This window comes from Streptomyces sp. NPDC026377 (genome assembly GCF_055567715.1).
Window position 1 is genome coordinate 457,578 of record NZ_JBVHPV010000004.1, and the last position, 17,229, is coordinate 474,806.

14 protein-coding genes and 2 pseudogenes are annotated in these 17,229 nt (G+C 70.3%); 10 read left to right on the top strand and 6 right to left on the bottom strand.

Going from position 1 to position 17,229, the window contains the following annotated elements:
* Positions 1-107: 107 nt before the first annotated feature.
* Positions 108-785: a hypothetical protein gene (locus ACZ4MU_RS12340; protein WP_467874509.1), complete on the bottom strand. Its 678-nt coding sequence runs from the start codon at positions 783-785 to the stop codon at positions 108-110.
* A gap of 524 nt (positions 786-1,309) precedes the next feature.
* Here ACZ4MU_RS12340 and ACZ4MU_RS12345 point away from each other — a divergent pair.
* Entirely contained in the window at positions 1,310-2,041 is a 732-nt protein-coding gene (locus ACZ4MU_RS12345) for a DUF4145 domain-containing protein (RefSeq protein WP_467874511.1), read from the top strand.
* 129 nt (positions 2,042-2,170) lie between these two features.
* Here the strand turns inward: ACZ4MU_RS12345 and ACZ4MU_RS12350 are convergent, their stop codons facing one another.
* Complete coding sequence (locus ACZ4MU_RS12350; protein WP_467874514.1) at positions 2,171-2,869, bottom strand: SLATT domain-containing protein; 699 nt, start codon at positions 2,867-2,869, stop codon at positions 2,171-2,173.
* A 68-nt stretch (positions 2,870-2,937) separates the two neighbouring features.
* Here ACZ4MU_RS12350 and ACZ4MU_RS12355 point away from each other — a divergent pair.
* Positions 2,938-3,165 (top strand): annotated as a pseudogene (locus tag ACZ4MU_RS12355) (tyrosine-type recombinase/integrase); the annotation flags it as partial.
* 76 nt (positions 3,166-3,241) lie between these two features.
* Here ACZ4MU_RS12355 and ACZ4MU_RS12360 read toward each other — a convergent pair.
* Entirely contained in the window at positions 3,242-4,603 is a 1,362-nt protein-coding gene (locus ACZ4MU_RS12360) for a glutamine synthetase family protein (protein ID WP_365112511.1), read from the bottom strand.
* Between the two features lie 300 nt (positions 4,604-4,903).
* Here ACZ4MU_RS12360 and ACZ4MU_RS12365 point away from each other — a divergent pair, with 300 nt between their 5' ends.
* The 5 genes from ACZ4MU_RS12365 to ACZ4MU_RS12385 all read left to right on the top strand — a co-directional run bounded on the left by ACZ4MU_RS12365 (position 4,904) and on the right by ACZ4MU_RS12385 (position 11,098).
* Positions 4,904-6,892 (top strand): APC family permease, encoded by a 1,989-nt coding sequence (locus ACZ4MU_RS12365; protein WP_467874516.1) that lies wholly within the window; start codon positions 4,904-4,906, stop codon positions 6,890-6,892.
* A 250-nt stretch (positions 6,893-7,142) separates the two neighbouring features.
* The gene (locus ACZ4MU_RS12370) at positions 7,143-7,484 is read left to right on the top strand and encodes a hypothetical protein (protein ID WP_467874519.1); all 342 of its coding nucleotides are present in this window, start codon (positions 7,143-7,145) and stop codon (positions 7,482-7,484) included.
* Between the two features lie 143 nt (positions 7,485-7,627).
* Positions 7,628-8,287 (top strand): DUF3105 domain-containing protein, encoded by a 660-nt coding sequence (locus ACZ4MU_RS12375; protein ID WP_467874521.1) that lies wholly within the window; start codon positions 7,628-7,630, stop codon positions 8,285-8,287.
* Positions 8,284-8,916, top strand: coding sequence for a DUF305 domain-containing protein (locus ACZ4MU_RS12380; RefSeq protein ID WP_467874523.1), 633 nt, complete (start codon positions 8,284-8,286; stop codon positions 8,914-8,916). Before ACZ4MU_RS12375 ends, ACZ4MU_RS12380 begins: the two co-directional genes overlap by 4 nt.
* A 259-nt stretch (positions 8,917-9,175) precedes the next feature.
* Positions 9,176-11,098, top strand: a complete 1,923-nt coding sequence (locus tag ACZ4MU_RS12385; RefSeq protein ID WP_467874653.1) for a S53 family peptidase — start codon at positions 9,176-9,178, stop codon at positions 11,096-11,098.
* A 345-nt stretch (positions 11,099-11,443) separates the two neighbouring features.
* Here the strand turns inward: ACZ4MU_RS12385 and ACZ4MU_RS12390 are convergent, their stop codons facing one another.
* On the bottom strand, positions 11,444-12,274 hold the full coding sequence (locus tag ACZ4MU_RS12390; protein ID WP_467874526.1) for an alpha/beta fold hydrolase: 831 nt from the start codon (positions 12,272-12,274) through the stop codon (positions 11,444-11,446).
* Positions 12,271-12,912 carry a DUF998 domain-containing protein gene (locus ACZ4MU_RS12395; protein WP_467874655.1) on the bottom strand — a complete coding sequence of 214 codons (642 nt, stop codon included), beginning with the start codon at positions 12,910-12,912 and terminating at the stop codon, positions 12,271-12,273. The genes ACZ4MU_RS12390 and ACZ4MU_RS12395 overlap by 4 nt, the downstream gene beginning before the upstream one ends.
* A 151-nt stretch (positions 12,913-13,063) precedes the next feature.
* Here ACZ4MU_RS12395 and ACZ4MU_RS12400 point away from each other — a divergent pair.
* Both ACZ4MU_RS12400 and ACZ4MU_RS12405 read left to right on the top strand, forming a co-directional pair.
* A pseudogene (locus ACZ4MU_RS12400) lies at positions 13,064-13,147 on the top strand (multicopper oxidase domain-containing protein); the annotation flags it as partial.
* An 83-nt stretch (positions 13,148-13,230) separates the two neighbouring features.
* On the top strand, positions 13,231-14,979 hold the full coding sequence (locus ACZ4MU_RS12405; RefSeq protein ID WP_467874528.1) for an NAD+ synthase: 1,749 nt from the start codon (positions 13,231-13,233) through the stop codon (positions 14,977-14,979).
* 40 nt (positions 14,980-15,019) lie between these two features.
* Here ACZ4MU_RS12405 and ACZ4MU_RS12410 read toward each other — a convergent pair whose 3' ends face one another.
* On the bottom strand, positions 15,020-16,042 hold the full coding sequence (locus ACZ4MU_RS12410) for an endonuclease/exonuclease/phosphatase family protein (RefSeq protein WP_467874531.1): 1,023 nt from the start codon (positions 16,040-16,042) through the stop codon (positions 15,020-15,022).
* Positions 16,043-16,345: 303 nt separating this feature from the next.
* Between ACZ4MU_RS12410 and panB the strand changes: the two genes are divergently transcribed.
* Positions 16,346-17,224, top strand: coding sequence for a 3-methyl-2-oxobutanoate hydroxymethyltransferase (panB, locus tag ACZ4MU_RS12415; RefSeq protein ID WP_467874533.1), 879 nt, complete (start codon positions 16,346-16,348; stop codon positions 17,222-17,224).
* The last annotated feature ends 5 nt before the right edge of the window (positions 17,225-17,229 follow it).

A 17,229-nucleotide genomic window follows, 5' to 3' on the forward strand; every position in this document is an offset into this window, starting at 1 on the left:
CGATCTCATCCAGGACGCAAGCTGACGAGCCAGGTCCTGTGCACGCCAGCCATGTACAGGAGGTTCTGGCAGTGGGGGAATCCCCCTCGACCTGATGCCGCCACCGCTCAGCAACCTGGTCGCTTATGCAGTGCTGTCGGGAACACCACTCGGCCGGTACCGATGTCGACGACTGCTGAGTGCTCCGGCACGTCCGCCTCCGACAGAGCTGACCAAGCAGCAATGACCAGTTGGGTCAGGCACGGTATGGATTGTGCATGGATGGCACCTCGGGAGCGGCTCTGTGCGAGTTTTCGCGGCTGCCAGTCGCCGGACATGCGCCGCCGGCGACTATTCAAGGGTGGTGCAGTTGCCACCTGAAGGGCGTGCTCCAACGCGAGGCCGCACACAGTTCGGCCCATCTCCTCGGCCAACAGCTGTTCTCCTGAAGGAGTGTCGGGGAGCAGCAGCGGCCAGCGGATCGCTATCACCCGCTCCCAGAGTTCGGGCGGCACCGTGTTGGCCAAGTGGTGGCTCTCTCCCACTGGCAGGTCCCTCAGGCGGCGCTCAGCCTCCTGTGTCTGTCCTACGTAGCAAAGGCCTGCACCGGCGGCGAACACTCCGTAGAGGACTGGCCCTGTCACAGCGGGGCCGTCTCCATGCGCCTCGGTCAGAAGGGCCCCGACACTATGAGCGAACCGAAAGCGGCGCTCCTGCCACCGTGCAAGCAGTGCGGGATCACTCATCAGGGTCGTCAGCGATGCTTGCCAACAGCGGTAGGCATCGTCGTAGGTCTGATCATCCACACCCCGGAGCGTAGACCCTGGTCATGACAGTGATCAGGAACGGTTTTCAAGACCGGCGAGTCGGGAGTACGTACGCGCTGGTCAGAGGCTGTTTCTGCCCCCTAGTTCGGCTCGCTGGCCCGCACATGGCCCGCGGGCCCTCGAATCACCCGACCTGACCGCATGCCGTCTCGTGAGGGGTTGCCCCCAACACGATTTCCAACTGTGCGTGGGCCGCCCAGGGGCGTTCGCGGGGGTTTAGGTGGCAGGTCAGGCGAGGTGCGCGTACTGCGGTGAACGGTGGTGGACGTCGGCGTATTGGACAACGACCAGGACAATGGAGGGTGTGAACGGACGGGTCGACAAGAACCTGGGCGGTTCTCAAGAGGGCCGTGCCATCGCCACCGGTGCTGACCCCCTGTGAGCCGCTCTTGCGCACCTTGACAACTTGGGATTGGGCGCGAGGTGCCTGGCCGTGCACAAATCCGGAGGGTGTGCGCGGAAATCAGATGACGGGGGGAGAGGTGATGAGCTACTGTCCGACTGTGCGTGAATTATCTGATCAGCTTTCAGAGATTGAGCCCGTGAATGAAAGGGCATTCGCTAAGCGCCAGGTCTATTTGTGCTGTCCTCACTGCGCAATGAATACGTCGATGCAGGTAGCGGCTCGCCAGGAGCTCCAAGGCCTGACTCGAAAATTCACGGATGGCAAAAATCAGAACCTAACGCTATTCACCATCAAACTAACCTGTGACTACTGCTCGGCCAACTGTCTATTCCTTTGGACTGCAATAAATCCCAGCGGAAATGATTCGGCCGCACGTTACGAGACTGTTGAGCTTACGCAAGCATATCCGGGGGCGGCGCCGAAACCACGCCAGATTTCTTCGGATGCCCCTTCGTTGGTGCGCGAGATATTCAGCGAAGCGGCCCTGGCTGAGGCGGCAGGGGCCTACCGGCTGGCGGGTGTCGGCTATCGGGCGGTCGTGGAGCAGATAACTAAAGAGCAGGGTGCTACTGGAAGCAATCTGCATAACCGGATAACCTCTTTGGCTACACAAGGTGTCTCGCAGAATGTCGTGGACGCTTTCCATGAGGCAAGAGTGGTCGGGAATGATGCGGTTCATGACGGGTTGGCGTATTCCGCAGAGGAGATCGCGGACATTGCCGAGTTGATCGATGAGGCCGTGTTCATTCTCTATGTCCAACCGGCGCAGCGGGCGCGTATGGCGGCGGCACGCGCTGCCAGGCGTCAGGCAGCCAAGGATTCCCCATAAGGTATTTACCGAAGCACGCTCGCGACCGATCCCAACCACTCTCAGGTGGAGGGGGGACACGAGGTCCGAGCGTGATGTGCTTTCATGGCTGGCGGATGTTGGCCTGGGTAAAGACGCAGGACAACGGAGTTAGCCTTCGGGCGTCTCTGTTGGCTGGTCCAGTTGCTGCTGCCGCTTGCGCTGATCGTTCTTGAGGATCTCAACCCGCTCGGTGAACTCCAGAAGGGCGGCCTCGTCGTCTGTACTCGACTTGTAGCGGCCAACCTTCAGGTTCACGGCGTCGTATTCCTCCTCGATGGCATCGGCCGTTTGCTGGAGGTAGAAGCTGCGCTCACGGAACTTAAAATAGCCGGTGAAGCCTGCCGCGAGACCGACCGAGAAACTGGTGCCAACGGTGACCCACTTGTAGGGCGCTGGGGTGTCCGCGAGACTCGCCGCTGTCGACGTGGCCAGCGAGCCGAGGATGATGACGCTCTGGAAGAGATTATGGACCCGTCGGTAGCGAAGTCCGTCGGAGCGGTACTGCTCGATGGCCGCTGGAGCGGTCTCTCGGTAGATGTGGCGGCGGGTCTCAGTTGGCAGGTTGGTCGATGCTGCCGAAAGGCGCCTTCGCTCGGTGGCAAGCTCAAGGTCAATCCTCTTCGCGGCCGCGTACCCCGGCTCCCATTCGTCCAAGAGGAGCCTGCTATAGGCGACGACCTTGGTGCTGTATTTGCGGACGACCAGACACAGCACCAAGAGGGCGACGAGAAGTGGGATGCAGGCCAGGTTGATGCGGGCCAGGTCGACGCGCCCCCATGTAGCTATGTTCCCGACAAAAAGGAGCAACAGGAGCGTGGGTGCTGAGGAGTAGGTCGAGACCAGCAGAAATCGCTTTTGGCGAGCGTCACGGATCTCACGGCATGCACGCGCTCAGGCACTTCTACGCGTCGGTGCTCCTGGACGCCGGGGAGCACATCAAAGCGCTCAGCACGTACCTGGGGCACACGGACCCCGGGTTCACCCTCCGGGTCTACACGCACCTGCTGCCGAGCAGCGAGGGGCGGACCCGGAGCGCCGTGGACAGCCTGTACGAGGGCACGGGTTCCGCGCCGGACGGCCCACAGACGGCCCAGGGCGCCTGAGACGGGCGCGGGGCCCACGGTCATCGACCGCGGGCCCCGCTCACCGTTCGGCAGGAAAACCGTCCTGACCTGCGCCCTACAGCACCGGCAGGTTCTTCCGCAGCTCGAACGCGGTGACCTCGGAGCGGTACTCCTCCCACTCCTGCTTCTTGTTGCGCAGGAAGAAGTCGAAGACGTGCTCGCCGAGGGTCTCGGCGACCAGTTCGCTGCGTTCCATCAGCGAGATCGCCTCGCCCAGGTTCTGCGGCAGCGGCTCGATGCCCATCGCGCGGCGCTCGGAGTCCGACAGGGCCCAGACGTCGTCGTCGGCGCCCGCCGGGAGCTCGTAGCCCTCCTCGATGCCCTTCAGGCCCGCCGCGAGGAGCAGGGAGTACGCCAGGTAGGGGTTGCAGCCGGAGTCCAGGGAGCGGACCTCGACGCGGGCGGAGCCGGTCTTGCCGGGCTTGTACATCGGGACGCGGATCAGCGCGGAGCGGTTGTTGTGGCCCCAGCAGATGTACGAGGGGGCCTCACCGCCCGCACCCGCCGTGCGCTCCGAGCCGCCCCAGATGCGCTTGTAGGAGTTGACCCACTGGTTGGTGACGGCCGAGATCTCGGCGGCGTGCTTGAGCAGGCCCGCGATGAAGGAGCGGCCGACCTTGGAGAGCTGGTACTCGGCGCCGGACTCGTAGAAGGCGTTGCGGTCGCCCTCGAAGAGGGAGAGGTGGGTGTGCATGCCGGAGCCGGGGAACTCCGAGAAGGGCTTGGGCATGAAGGTCGCCTGCACGCCCTGCTCCAGCGCCACCTGCTTCATCACCAGGCGGAACGTCATGATGTTGTCGGCCGTGGAGAGGGCGTCGGCGTACCGCAGGTCGATCTCCTGCTGGCCCGGCGCGCCCTCGTGGTGGCTGAACTCGACCGAGATGCCCATCGACTCCAGCATGGTGATCGCCTGGCGGCGGAAGTCCATGCCGACGTTCTGCGGGGTGTGGTCGAAGTAGCCGGAGTTGTCGGCGGGCACCGGGCGGGTGCCGTCCAGCGGCTTGTCCTTCAGCAGGAAGAACTCGATCTCGGGGTGGGTGTAGAAGGTGAAGCCCAGGTCCGAGGTCTTGGCCAGGATGCGCTTGAGAACGAAGCGCGGGTCCGCGAAGGACGGGGAGCCGTCGGGCATCAGGATGTCGCAGAACATCCGCGCGGTGCCCGGGGCCTCGGCGCGCCACGGCAGGATCTGGAACGTGCTCGGATCCGGCTTGGCGATCATGTCGGACTCGTACACCCGGGCGAAGCCCTCGATGGCCGAGCCGTCGAAGCCGATGCCCTCGTCGAACGCCTGCTCCAGCTCGGCAGGAGCCACCGCGACCGACTTCAGAAAGCCGAGCACATCGGTGAACCACAAGCGCACAAACCGGATGTCACGCTCTTCGAGAGTGCGGAGCACGAACTCCTGCTGCTTGTCCATAGCCACATCCTTGCAGTTCAGACGGTCTGTGCACCACCGCCCGGGCATGAGGGGGAGACATCAGTATCAGGGCCCGGGATTACCGACACATTACGCACCCCGCATCAGTTGCCACAGGCCGCCTCCCCACCCTCGCACCGGGCGCCGCGCGGGGCGAGGCCGTGGGGGATACTCGCTCCTCGCCCCCTGCGGAAACGTCCCGGCGACGGCCGCTCACGGGTGCCCGGGAACGGACCCGTTCACCCGGACGAGTAAGGCCGACGGGTACGGCGCACACGTACGACCATGGAGAACCGAAGCATGACCGGCACCCAGATGGAGCCCCCGGATACCGACGCCGCCCCGCCCGCGCGGGAGCCGGCCGCCCGCCGCTGGCGGGCCTGGCTGCTGGAGGGGCTCTCGGAGCACTCCGCGCGCCATCCCGGGCCGCACGGCACCCCGCCGCAGGAGCACCGGGGCCACACCTGGTGGCGGGTGATGTGCCTGACGGGTGTGGACTACTTCTCCACCCTCGGCTACCAGCCGGGCATCGCGGCGCTCGCGGCCGGGCTGCTCTCCCCCATGGCCACCCTCGTCCTGATCGCGCTGACGCTCCTCGGCGCGCTGCCGGTCTACCGGCGCGTGGCCGCCGAGTCCCCCAACGGCGAGGGCTCCATCGCCATGCTGGAGCGGCTGCTGCCCTGGTGGGCGGGGAAGATCTTCGTCCTGGTGCTGCTCGGTTTCGCGGCCACCGACTTCATGATCACGATCACTCTGTCGGCGGCCGACGCCTCGGCGCACGTGGTGGAGAACCCCTTCGCCCCGCACTGGCTGCACGGCTCCAACCTCTGGATCACCCTCGCCCTGGTCGCCGCGCTCGGCGCGGTCTTCCTCAAGGGGTTCAAGGAGGCCATGGGCGTCGCGGTGGTGCTCGTGGCCGTCTATCTGACGCTCAACCTGGTGGTCCTGGCCATCGCGGTCGCCTCGATCGCCACCGAGCCGGTCGTGGTGGACGACTGGTGGCACGCGATGAGCGCCGAGCACTCCTCACCGCTGGCGGTCGTCGGCGTGGCGCTGCTGGTCTTCCCCAAGCTGGCGCTGGGCATGTCCGGCTTCGAGACGGGGGTCGCGGTGATGCCGCAGATCCGCGGCGACGCGGGCGACACGCACGCCGCGCCCCTCGGCCGCATCCGTGACACCCGCAAGCTGCTGACCACCGCGGCCCTGGTGATGAGCGGCTTCCTGCTGGTCTCCAGCCTCGCCACCACCATCCTCATCCCGGAGGCCGAGTTCGAGGCGGGCGGCGACGCCAACGGCCGCGCGCTCGCCCATCTCGCGCACGAGCGCCTGGGCGAGGCCTTCGGCACGGTGTACGACGTCTCGACCATCGCCATCCTCTGGTTCGCCGGGGCGTCGGCGACGGCCGGTCTGCTCAACCTGGTCCCGCGCTATCTGCCGCGCTACGGCATGGCCCCGGAGTGGACCCGCGCGGTGCGCCCGCTGGTGCTGCTGTTCGTGGCGATCGCCTTCTTCATCACCTGGTGGTTCGACGCCGACGTGGACGCGCAGAGCGGGGCGTACGCGACGGGGGTGCTGGTCCTGATGCTCTCGGCCTCGTTCGCCTCGGCCGTGGCCGTGCTGCACCGGGGCAGGAAGGTGTCGGCGGCCGGGTTCGGCGTCATCACCGCCGTGTTCGCGTACACCCTGGTCACCAATGTGATCGAGCGGCCCGACGGCCTCAAGATCGCGCTGCTGTTCATCCTGGCGATCCTGCTCTCCTCGTTCGCGTCCCGGGTGCACCGGGCGTTCGAGCTGCGGGCCACCGAGGTGACCTTCGACGAGGCGGCCGGCCGGTTCGTCGACGAGGCCGCCAGGAGCGGGCCGCTGCGGCTGATCGCCAACGAGCCGCAGGAGCACAGCACCCGGGAGTACCGCGCCAAGGAGTACAGCCAGCGCGAGGAGACCCACATCCCGGACGGGCGGCCGGTGCTGTTCCTGGAGGTGTTCGTGCAGAACTCCTCGGACTTCACCACCGAGCTGACCGTGCACGGCGACGAGAAGCACGGGGTGCGCAGGCTACGGGTGGAGGGAGCGGTGGTGCCCAACACCATCGCGGCGGTGATGATGAAGCTGCGCGAGCGGACCGGTGAGGTGCCGCACGCGTACTTCAACTGGACCGAGGGCCATCCGCTCAGCCATCTGCTGCGCTTCCTGGTCTTCGGCGACGGCGAGGTCGCCCCGGTCACCCGCGAGGTACTGCGGCGCGCCGAGCCCGACCTCAAGCGGCGCCCGCGGGTGCACGTGGGCTGACCTGGGGCAGCGGGGCCCCTTCGGGGCGGGCGGGTCGTCGTCGGGGCGCCACCGTCCGCCCCGGGGCTGAGCGGATCCGCTCCGGGGCGGACGGTTCCGGACCGGGGGCTGACGGTTCCGGCCCGGGGCTGAGCGGTTCCGGCGGCCCGGTGGCCGGATCTTGGCCGACCCCGCCCTGCCGCCCGGCGCGCTTCCTCGCCTAGCATCTGCGCCTATGGGGGGAGTGCGAGGCCTTCGCATCACACGTCCCATGGCGCTGGTGAGCGCCATGGCGACGCTCCTCGCCGCGCTGTTCCTCTGCCTGACCGCGGGCGGCGGGGCGAGCGCGGACGCCGCCGCTCCACGGGCCCACCACGCCCTGGTGGCGGGCGGGGCGGCGCAGTACGGCTGCCCGGACGACGGCGGCGACTGCGGGCTCTTCCCGCACGCCGACCCGGCCGTGCTCACCGCTCCGCCGCCGCTCGACGCTCCGGAGCCGGGGGGTGCGCACACGGTACGGGCCGCGGCGGTCCTGCCCTCGGGGGCGCCGGTGCGGGACGCGGCGCGGCCCCGGGCCCCCGGTCTCCACGTCCTTCAGGTCCTTCGCAGATAGCTCCGGCCGGTTGTGCCGCTGTTCCGTCCGCGGACCGGTTCGAGCCGGTCGCGCAGCCCCCGCACCCCTGGAGAGCGGCACCGGGCCGGGCGGGGCCCACCGAGCCACCTGACTTCCCCTTCACCCAAAGGACTTGAGCCCCCATGGCCACCAAGGAATCCAAGAACTCGCGGCAGGCGCGCATAGCCGAGATGCGCCGCGCCGAGCAGGCCCGCGAGCGGCGCAACAAGATCGTCGCCATCACCGCGTCCGTGGCGATCGTGGCCGCGCTCGTCGGCGTCGGCGCGTACCTGCTGAACAAGGAGTCCGACGACAAGGACAAGCAGCAGGCGCAGAAGGCCGCCGACGCCAAGGCGACCATCGCGGGCGAGAAGGACTGGGACGCGAAGAAGCTCACCCGCAACCACGTCACCAAGACGGTGGCGTACCCGATGAAGCCCCCGGTCGGCGGCGACCACGACCAGGTGTGGATGAACTGCGGCGGCGAGGTCTACAAGAAGCCGGTCCCGGACATGAACGCGGTGCACTCCCTGGAGCACGGCGCGGTGTGGGTGACGTACACCGACAAGGCACCCGCCGCCGATGTGCAGAAGCTCTCCGACAAGGTCTCCAAGACGCCGTACTCGCTGATGAGCCCGTACAAGGACCAGTCCGGGCCGATCATGCTCAGCGCCTGGGGCAAGCAGGTCACGGTGACCAGCGCGGACGACCCGAGGGTCAACCAGTTCTTCGCCAAGTACGTGCAGGGCCCGCAGACCCCGGAGCCGGGAGCGGCGTGCACGGGCGGACTGGACCAGAAGTGAACCGCACCTACTGGGCGTCGCTCGCGGCGGTCGTGGCGGCGCTGGTGTTCGCGACCGTGGCCACGGTCGCCGGCGCCACCGGCGGGGACTCCGGGCCCGCCGCGCACACCCCCGCGGCGGCCTCGGCGGACGCCGGGTTCGCCCGCGACATGGCGGTCCACCACCAGCAGGCGGTGGAGATGTCGTTCCTCGTACGCGACCGCACGAAGGACGAGGAGGTCCGCCGGCTCGCGTACGACATCGCCAACACCCAGGCCAACCAGCGGGGCATGCTGCTGGGCTGGCTGGATCTGTGGGGGCTGCCCAAGGCGGAGCCGGACCGGCTGCCGATGGCCTGGATGGGCATGGGCAGTGAGCCCGGCGCGGACGGCGCGCTGATGCCCGGGATGGCGACCAGGACCGAGCTCGACCAGTTGCGCGCCGCCGAGGGCAGGCAGGCGGAGATCCTCTACCTCCGGCTGATGACCGAGCACCACAAGGGCGGTGTGCACATGGCCCAGGGGTGCGCCCAGCGGTGTACGACCGAGGTGGAGCGCGCCCTGGCGCAGGGCATGGTCGACTCCCAGCGGTCCGAGATCGACCTGATGGCGCAGATGCTGAAGGCGCGGGGGGCCGCACCGCGTACGTGACGCGGTGGGCGGCTCCGGCTCGGGCGGGTCGCGCGCGCAACCCGCCCGAGTCGGCATTTGCACCACCAAAAATGCCCAAGTCCCGCCACGTCGGCGGGACTTGGGCTTCTCTTGGGTTTCGCATGTCCCCGGCATGAACCGTTCCTCACCAGAGTGACGCTGTGCGTGTGCAGATCAAGTTGCGCATGCCTCCCAGGTGAAGAGCCTCATGCAGGGGGTCACATTGAGAACAAGCCGCACCAGGCGGCGCGCCGTGAGCATGGCAGCGACACTGCCTCTGCTCGCCGGCGCGCTCGCTCTCGGCATACCGTCCGCCCACGCGGCGGACCCCGTGCCGTCCGGGCGGGCCGCCCTCACGGGCACCAAGCCCGCTTGGGCCACCGGCGCCGCGGACCGGGGCGCCACGACGGACACGAACAAGGTCGACGCGCGGGTCTACCTCGCCGGCCGCGACGCCGAGGGCCTCACCGCGTACGCCGCGGCCGTGTCGGACCCGAGCTCGCCGTCGTACGGGAAGTACCTGAACGCCGCGCAGACGCGGCAGCGCTTCGGGGCGACCCGGGAGCAGATCGCTGCGGTCACCGCCTGGCTGAAGTCGGCCGGTCTGACCGTCACGGGAACCAACCAGCACTACGTCTCGGTCTCCGGTGACGTCGCCGCGGCCGAGAAGGCGTTCGCCACCGAGCTGCACAACTACCGCAAGGGCGCCCGCACCTACCGCGCCCCGGTGAAGACCGCCTCCGCCCCGGGCGCGCTGGCCCACGCGGTGCTGACCGTGACGGGCCTGGACAACGCCCCGCACAGGGCAACGCACCACGAGACGCTGCCCGGGCCCGGCCCCGCCTTCAAGAACTCCGGGCCGTTCTCGACGTACTACGGCTCGAACATCGCGACCACGCTGCCGGACGCGTACGGCACGAAGGTCCCGTACGCGGTCAAGGGGTACACCGGCAGGCAGTTGCGCGCGGCGTACGGCGCGGGCCGCTACACCGGCAAGGGCGTCACCGTCGCGATCACCGACGCGTACGCCTCGCCGACGATGGCGAAGGACGCCCAGCGGTACGCGCTGCGCAACGGCGACAAGACGTACAAGCGCGGCCAGTACAGCGAGGTGAAGCCCGCCGACTACAACAGCGCGGAGGCGTGCGACGCGGCCGGCTGGTACGGCGAGGAGTCGCTGGACGTCGAGGCCGTGCACGCGGTCGCGCCGGACGCGGACATCGTGTACGTGGCGGGCGCGTCCTGCAACGACCCGGATCTGCTCGACGCGCTCAACAAGATCGTCGACAACCGTCTCGCCGACATCGTCTCCAACTCCTGGGGCGACATCGAGGCCAACGAGACGCCGGACGTGGCGGCGGCCTACGACCAGACGTTCAAGCTGGGCGCGGTCGAGGGCATCGGCTTCTACTTCTCCTCCGGCGACGACGGCGACGAGGTCGCCAACACCGGCAGGAAGCAGGTCGACACCCCGGCCAACTCGGCGTGGGTGACGGCGGTCGGCGGCACCTCGCTGGCGGTCGGCAAGGGCGACACGTACCGCTTCGAGACGGGCTGGGGCACGCTGAAGTCCACCCTGTCGGCGGACGGCAAGAGCTGGACGGACTTCCCCGGGGCGTACACCTCCGGTGCGGGCGGCGGCACCAGCTCCACGGTGAGACAGCCGTTCTACCAGCGGGGCGTCGTGCCCGACTCGCTCGCCAAGGCGAACGGGGCGGCGCGGATGCGCACGGTCCCGGACATCGCGGCGGTCGCGGACCCCAACACGGGCTTCCTGGTCGGCCAGACGCAGACGTTCCCGGACGGGGCGGTGAAGTACGACGAGTACCGCATCGGCGGCACCTCGCTCGCGGCGCCGGTGATCGCCGGTGTGCAGGCGCTGGCGCAGCAGGCGCGGCACTTCCCGATCGGGTTCGCGAACCCGTCGATCTACGCGCGCTACGGCTCGCCCCTGTACCACGACGTCACCGACCACCCGCTGGGTGCGCGTGGCCTCGCGGTGGCGCGGGTGGACTTCGTCAACGGGGTCGACGCGTCGGGCGGACTGACCACGTCGGTGCGGACACTGGGCGCGGACAGCTCGCTGCACGCGGTGCGGGGCTATGACGACGTGACGGGGGTGGGTACGCCGTCACGGGGTTATGTGGCGTCGTACGGCTTCGGGTACGGCCGGCGCGGGTAGCACGGGGCGGGGCGCGGGGTATGGCGACAGCGGGTCCACGGCTTGCCGCGCAGTTCCCCGCACCCCTCTCAGGCCCGGACTTCGCCTGCGGCCCGGCGGGGGTTGCCCGCGCAGTTCCCCGCGCCCCTGAGGCCTGGGGCTGCGCCCCGGCCTCCCCTCCCCTCGAACACGTCTGCCCCGGGGCCGTTCCGGTCCCGGGGCAGACGTGCCGGCTGAGGGGCGCGGGGAACTGCGCGGCCAGCCCCCCACCGGGCCGCAGGCCACCACGAACCAGGGCCCGGGCCCCAGGGGCGCAGCCCCGGGCGTGATCGGTCGGGCGGAAGCCGCCCCCCGCCCCCGGAGGGTTCAGGGAAGGGGCGGGGAGGGGCTCAGCACCGCCGACACCACCGCCCCCGGCTCATCCAGCATCACCAGATGCCCCGCCCCCCGCACCACCCGAAGACGGCCCCGCAGCACATCCGCCAGCCCCCGCTGCCGGCTCAGCCAGGCCGCGTCCCCGCCCGCCGCCAGCACCGTCACCGGCACCGGCGGCAGCGGAAAGTGGTCGCGCAGTGTGAGGAGTTCGGCCGCGACCGGCCGGTAGCGGGCGTTCTCCAGGAGGACGCCCCGCCACACCCGCGACGTCCGGTAGCACGCCCGCACCTGCGCCCGCCCCGCCGGATCACCCCCGTCCGTACGCGACAGCCGCACCGCCCCCCGCCGTACCAGCGGCCCCACCGCCGCCGGTACCCCCGCCCCCGCCAGCACCGCCCCCGCCACCCGCGCCGACACCACCCGCGCCCCCGCCGCCACCGGCACCCGTACATCCGGCTCCACGCTGGAGTCCACCAGGACGAGCGCGGCCGTACGGGCAGGGTGCAGCCGTGCGTACGCCTCGGCGTGGAAGCCCGCGATCGAGTGCCCCACCACCGTCACCGGCCCCGAAACCCCCACCGCGTCCAGCACGGCCGCGATCCGGTCCGCCTCCCCCGAGGCCGTGGGCGGGGCCGCCGCCGGGCCGGAGAGGCCGTGGCCGGGGCGGTCGAAGCGGACGACCGTGCGGTGCGGGGCGAGCAGCCGGGCCACCTCGTCCCAGTCGAACCACGCCATCCCCAGGCCCGCGCTGAGCAGCACGGGCGGACCGCTGCCCGCCACCACCACGTGGTGCGGCACCCCGTCGATGCGTACGAACGTCATACTCGATTCTCGCGCGCGACCGCGTACGCGAGCACCCCCAGCCACACCGCCACGCCCAGCACCTGCGCCCGCTGCCCCGCCCCCAGCCACCAGGTGCCGCGTCCGGCCTCGAAAGCGGCGATGGCGGCCAGTGTCCAGACGGTGACGGCCAGTTCGAGCAGGGCCAGCCAAGGACCCACGCGGGCCAGCACCCCCCACCGGCGGTAGCGGCGGGCCGCGACCGTGAGCGCCATGACCGCCACCAGGGCGCCGGTCATCGCGAGGCCGCTGCTCACCGTGTGCGCGGTGTGCGTGGCCGGGACCAGCCCGGCCGTCTCCCGCGCCGCGCACCCGGGATCGGCGGTCGGCGGGCAGCTCAGCGGGAGCCGGGCGTCGGCCACGGTCGCCGCGCCGAACAGGACGAGCCCCCACCATCCGGCCACCGACCACGGCCGCCGCTCGCACCGCCACAGCGCCCACACCGCCCCGCAGAACACCAGCGCCCCGGCCGTCAGGTCCGTCGCCCGGAAGAGCCCGCCGAGCGGCTGGTCGGCCGCGGCGAGCTCGCTCACGTATGTCCGGACGGGGTCGAGCCCGGTGCGCAGGACCACTTCGAGCACCCACGCGGTGTACGAGAGCGCGCCGAGCACCAGCGGGATCACGGCGGGCCGGCCGCCTGAACCGGCTGGTCGCACGGTGGCGCCGATGGCGCTTATCGCCGTCTCCTCATGGGGCCATGCTCACCGCGGCCCCCCGGCCCCGCATGTCGGGACATACCGGGTGGGGGTGAGGTCCGGGCAGGGGGAGCGCGCGGACAACCGGGGGCCGTGGATGGCCCACTGCCACAACGTCCACCGGGCGGAGGCCGGGATGCCGACAGTCCTGGGCTGTCGCACGGAGGCGGGCAGAGGGGTGAAGCCGGGCGCCACGCCTCGCTCCACCCCCCATCGCGTCGCTTTGACGATTACACTGGCGGGGTGCCTCACCTACGTCTCGCTCTGAATCAGATCGACTCGACCGTCGGCGACATCGCCGCCAACGCCGGGGCGATCGTGCACTGGACCCGGCACTGCGCCGAGCGGGGGGCGCACCTCGCCGCCTTCCCCGAGATGATGCTGACCGGCTACCCGGTGGAGGATCTGGCCCTGCGGTCCTCGTTCGTCGAGGCGTCCCGGCAGGCGCTGACCGAGCTGGCGGCGCGGCTGGCCGCCGAGGGCCTCGGCGAGCTGCCGGTGGTCGTCGGCCACCTCGACCGTGCGCAGGAGCGCGTGCGCTACGGCCAGCCCGCCGGTGCCCCGCGCAACGCGGGCGCCGTGCTGCACCGGGGCGAGGTCGTGCTCCGGTACGCCAAGCACCATCTGCCCAACTACGGCGTCTTCGACGAGTTCCGCTACTTCGTGCCGGGCGACACCCTGCCCGTGATCCGGGTCCACGGCGTGGACGTGGCCCTGGCGATCTGCGAGGACCTCTGGCAGGACGGCGGCCGCGTCCCGGCCACCCGCTCGTCCGGGGCCGGGCTACTGCTCTCGATCAACGCCTCTCCGTACGAGCAGAACAAGGACGACACCCGTCTGGAGCTGGTCCGCAAGCGCGCCCAGGAGGCCGGGTGCACCCTCGCCTATCTGGCGATGACGGGCGGCCAGGACGACCTGGTCTTCGACGGCGACTCGATCGTCGTCGACGGACGCGGTGAGGTCGTCGCCCGCGCCCCGCAGTTCACCGAGGGCTGTGTGCTGCTCGACCTGGAGCTGCCCGCGGCGGGCCCGGTCCCGTCCGGGACGGTCGACGACGGTCTGCGGATCGAGCATGTGACGCTGTCGTCCGAGCCCGTCCCGGCGTACGAGCCGGAGCACACCGGCGGGCGGGCGGAGCGGCTCGACGACGACGAGGAGGTCTACTCGGCGCTGGTCACGGGGCTGCGGGCGTACGTCGTCAAGAACGGCTTCCGGTCCGTCCTGATCGGGCTCTCCGGCGGTATCGACTCGGCGCTGGTCGCGGCGATCGCCTGCGACGCGGTGGGCGCGGAGAACGTGTACGGCGTGTCGATGCCCTCCGCGTACTCCTCCGAGCACTCCAGGGGCGACGCGGCCGAGCTCGCCCGCCGCACCGGCCTGAACCTGCGCACGGTGAGCATCGAGCCGATGTTCAACGCCTACATGGCCGCGCTGGGGCTGACCGGGCTGGCCGAGGAGAACCTCCAGTCGCGGCTGCGCGGCACCCTGCTGATGGCGATCTCCAACCAGGAGGGCCACCTCGTCCTCGCGCCGGGCAACAAGTCCGAGCTGGCCGTGGGGTATTCGACGCTGTACGGCGACTCCGTCGGCGGGTACGGGCCGATCAAGGACGTCTACAAGACGGCCGTCTTCCGCCTCGCCCGGTGGCGCAACAGGGCGGCGGCCGAGCGGGGCGAGGTCGCGCCCATCCCGGAGAACTCCATCAGCAAGCCGCCCAGCGCCGAGCTGCGCCCGGGCCAGGTCGACACGGACTCGCTGCCGGACTACCCGGTCCTGGACGCCATCCTGTCCCTGTACGTCGACCGCGACCAGGGCCGTGAGGCGATCGTGGCGGCCGGGTTCGACGCGGAGCTGGTGGCCAGGACGCTGCGGATGGTGGACGCCGCCGAGTACAAGCGGCGGCAGTACCCGCCGGGCACCAAGATCTCCGCGAAGGGCTTCGGCAAGGACCGGCGGCTGCCGATCACCAACCGGTGGCGCGAGTCGGTCTGAGCCCGGCGGGCCGGGCAGCCCAGACCGTGAGCCGGGCCGCTCAGACCGTGAGCCGGGCGGCGATCGGCAGGTGGTCGCTGGGGGTGCGGCCCAGCGTCCACGACGACTTGGGCTCGACGCCCTTGACCATGATCTGGTCGATCCGGGCCATCGGGAACGAGGCGGGCCAGGTGAAGCCGAAACCATTGCCCGCCGCGCCCTGGGTGGAGCGCATCTGCGAGGTGATGTTGTTCAGGGCGCGGTCGTTCATGGTGCCGTTGAGGTCGCCGAGCAGGACCACCTTCTTCAGGGGCTCGCCCGCGATCGCGTCGCCCAGGGCGTCCGCGCTGGCGTCCCGCTGGCGTGCGGTGAACCCGGCGCTCAGCTTCACCCGTACCGAGGGCATGTGCGCCACGTACACCTTCACCCGGCCGGCCGGGGTGCTCACGGTGGCCCGCATGGCGCGGGTCCAGCCCATCTTGATGTCGACCGGCTCGGCGTCGCTCAGCGGGAACTTCGACCACAGGCCCACCGTGCCCTGCACCGAGTGGTGCGGATAGGCCGCGGCCAGCGCCTTCTCGTACGCGCCGACGCTGCCGCCGGGCAGCTCCTCCAGGGCGAGCACGTCCGCGCCGGAGGCGATGAGCTCGCGGGCGGTGCCGGCCGGGTCGGGGTTGTCGGCGTTGACGTTGTGGGTGGCGACGACGAGGTTGCCGCCCTTGCTCTCCTTGTCGGTGAGCAGTCCGCCGAAGAGGTTGAGCCAGACCACCGCCGGCAGGACCAGGGCGATCAGCGCGGTGGCCGAGCGGCGCCACAGGGCGAGGCCGAGGATCACCGGGACGAAGAGGCCCAGCCAGGGCAGGAAGGTTTCCGTGAGGCTGCCCAGGTTGCCGATCCGGTTGGGGATCTTCGCGTGGACCAGCATGACCAGGGCGATCAGCACCGCGGCCCCGGCCAGGACCAGGCCGCGACGCCAGATGCCGGGGTCGTTCCTCCAGCCCTCCAGCAGGCGCCGGACCCGGGATCCGGAGCGCTCGCCCTCCGCGCTGCCGTTCCCCGTCTCCGCCACGTACGCCCGCGTCATACCGCTGTCCTCACTGCCTTGCCGTCGCACACCGTCGCCCGATGACCCTAGGCGATGGGAGGTGCCTTTCCCTGCTGTCGTACTGCCTCGATGACGACCGCACGCCGCGCGGGGTTCCCACAGGTCACGGCCACGGGGGCGGCTGTGACAAAACGCGCATATTTGCCCCCCGGAGTGGTTTACGGCTCATCCACTTACGTGACTGTGGCACCCACTTCCCGTCGGCGGGGGTGGGATGCCACCATGGAAGTGGTCCGGAGACGCCGTCAGGGCGCTTCGAGATGACGAACAGGAGCCGTTGCGATGACGCAACAGATCAAGGCTGCGCAGAATCCGCCCGCAGAACGTTCCGACAGCAGCAAGGCGCTGTACGGGGGCACATCGACGCGCCGCGTCACGATCCACGACATCGCCTCCGCCAAGGCGCGGGGCGAGAAGTGGCCCATGCTCACCGCGTACGACGCGATGACCGCGTCCGTCTTCGACGAGGCCGGGATCCCGGTCCTCCTCGTGGGCGACTCGATGGGCAACTGCCACCTGGGCTACGAGACGACCGTCCCGGTCACGCTCGACGAGATCGCCATGCTCTCCGCCGCGGTCGTCCGGGGCACCAGGCGCGCCCTCGTCGTGGCGGACCTGCCGTTCGGCACCTACCAGGAGGGCCCGGTGCAGGCCCTGCGCAGCGCCACCCGCCTGGTCAAGGAGGCGGGCGTCGGGGCCGTCAAGCTGGAGGGCGGCGAGCGCTCGCTGGCCCAGACGGAGCTGCTCGTGCAGTCCGGCATCCCGGTCATGGCCCACCTGGGCCTGACCCCGCAGTCCGTGAACGCCATGGGCTACCGGGTCCAGGGCCGCTCCGACGAGGCCGCCCACCAGCTGCTGCGCGACGCCAAGGCCGCGGAGTCCGCGGGCGCGTTCGCCGTGGTGCTCGAACTCGTCCCGGCCGAGGTGGCCGCCGAGATCACGCGCTCGCTGCACATCCCGACGGTCGGGATCGGCGCGGGGGCGGCGTGCGACGCGCAGGTGCTGGTGTACACCGACATGGTGGGGCTCACCGGGGGGAAGGTGCCACGGTTCACGAAGCAGTACGCGAACGTACGCGGCGTGCTCGGTGACGCCGCGAAGGCGTTCGCCGACGAGGTGATCGGCTCGCGGTTCCCGGCGGAGGAGCACACGTTCCACTAGGCCCG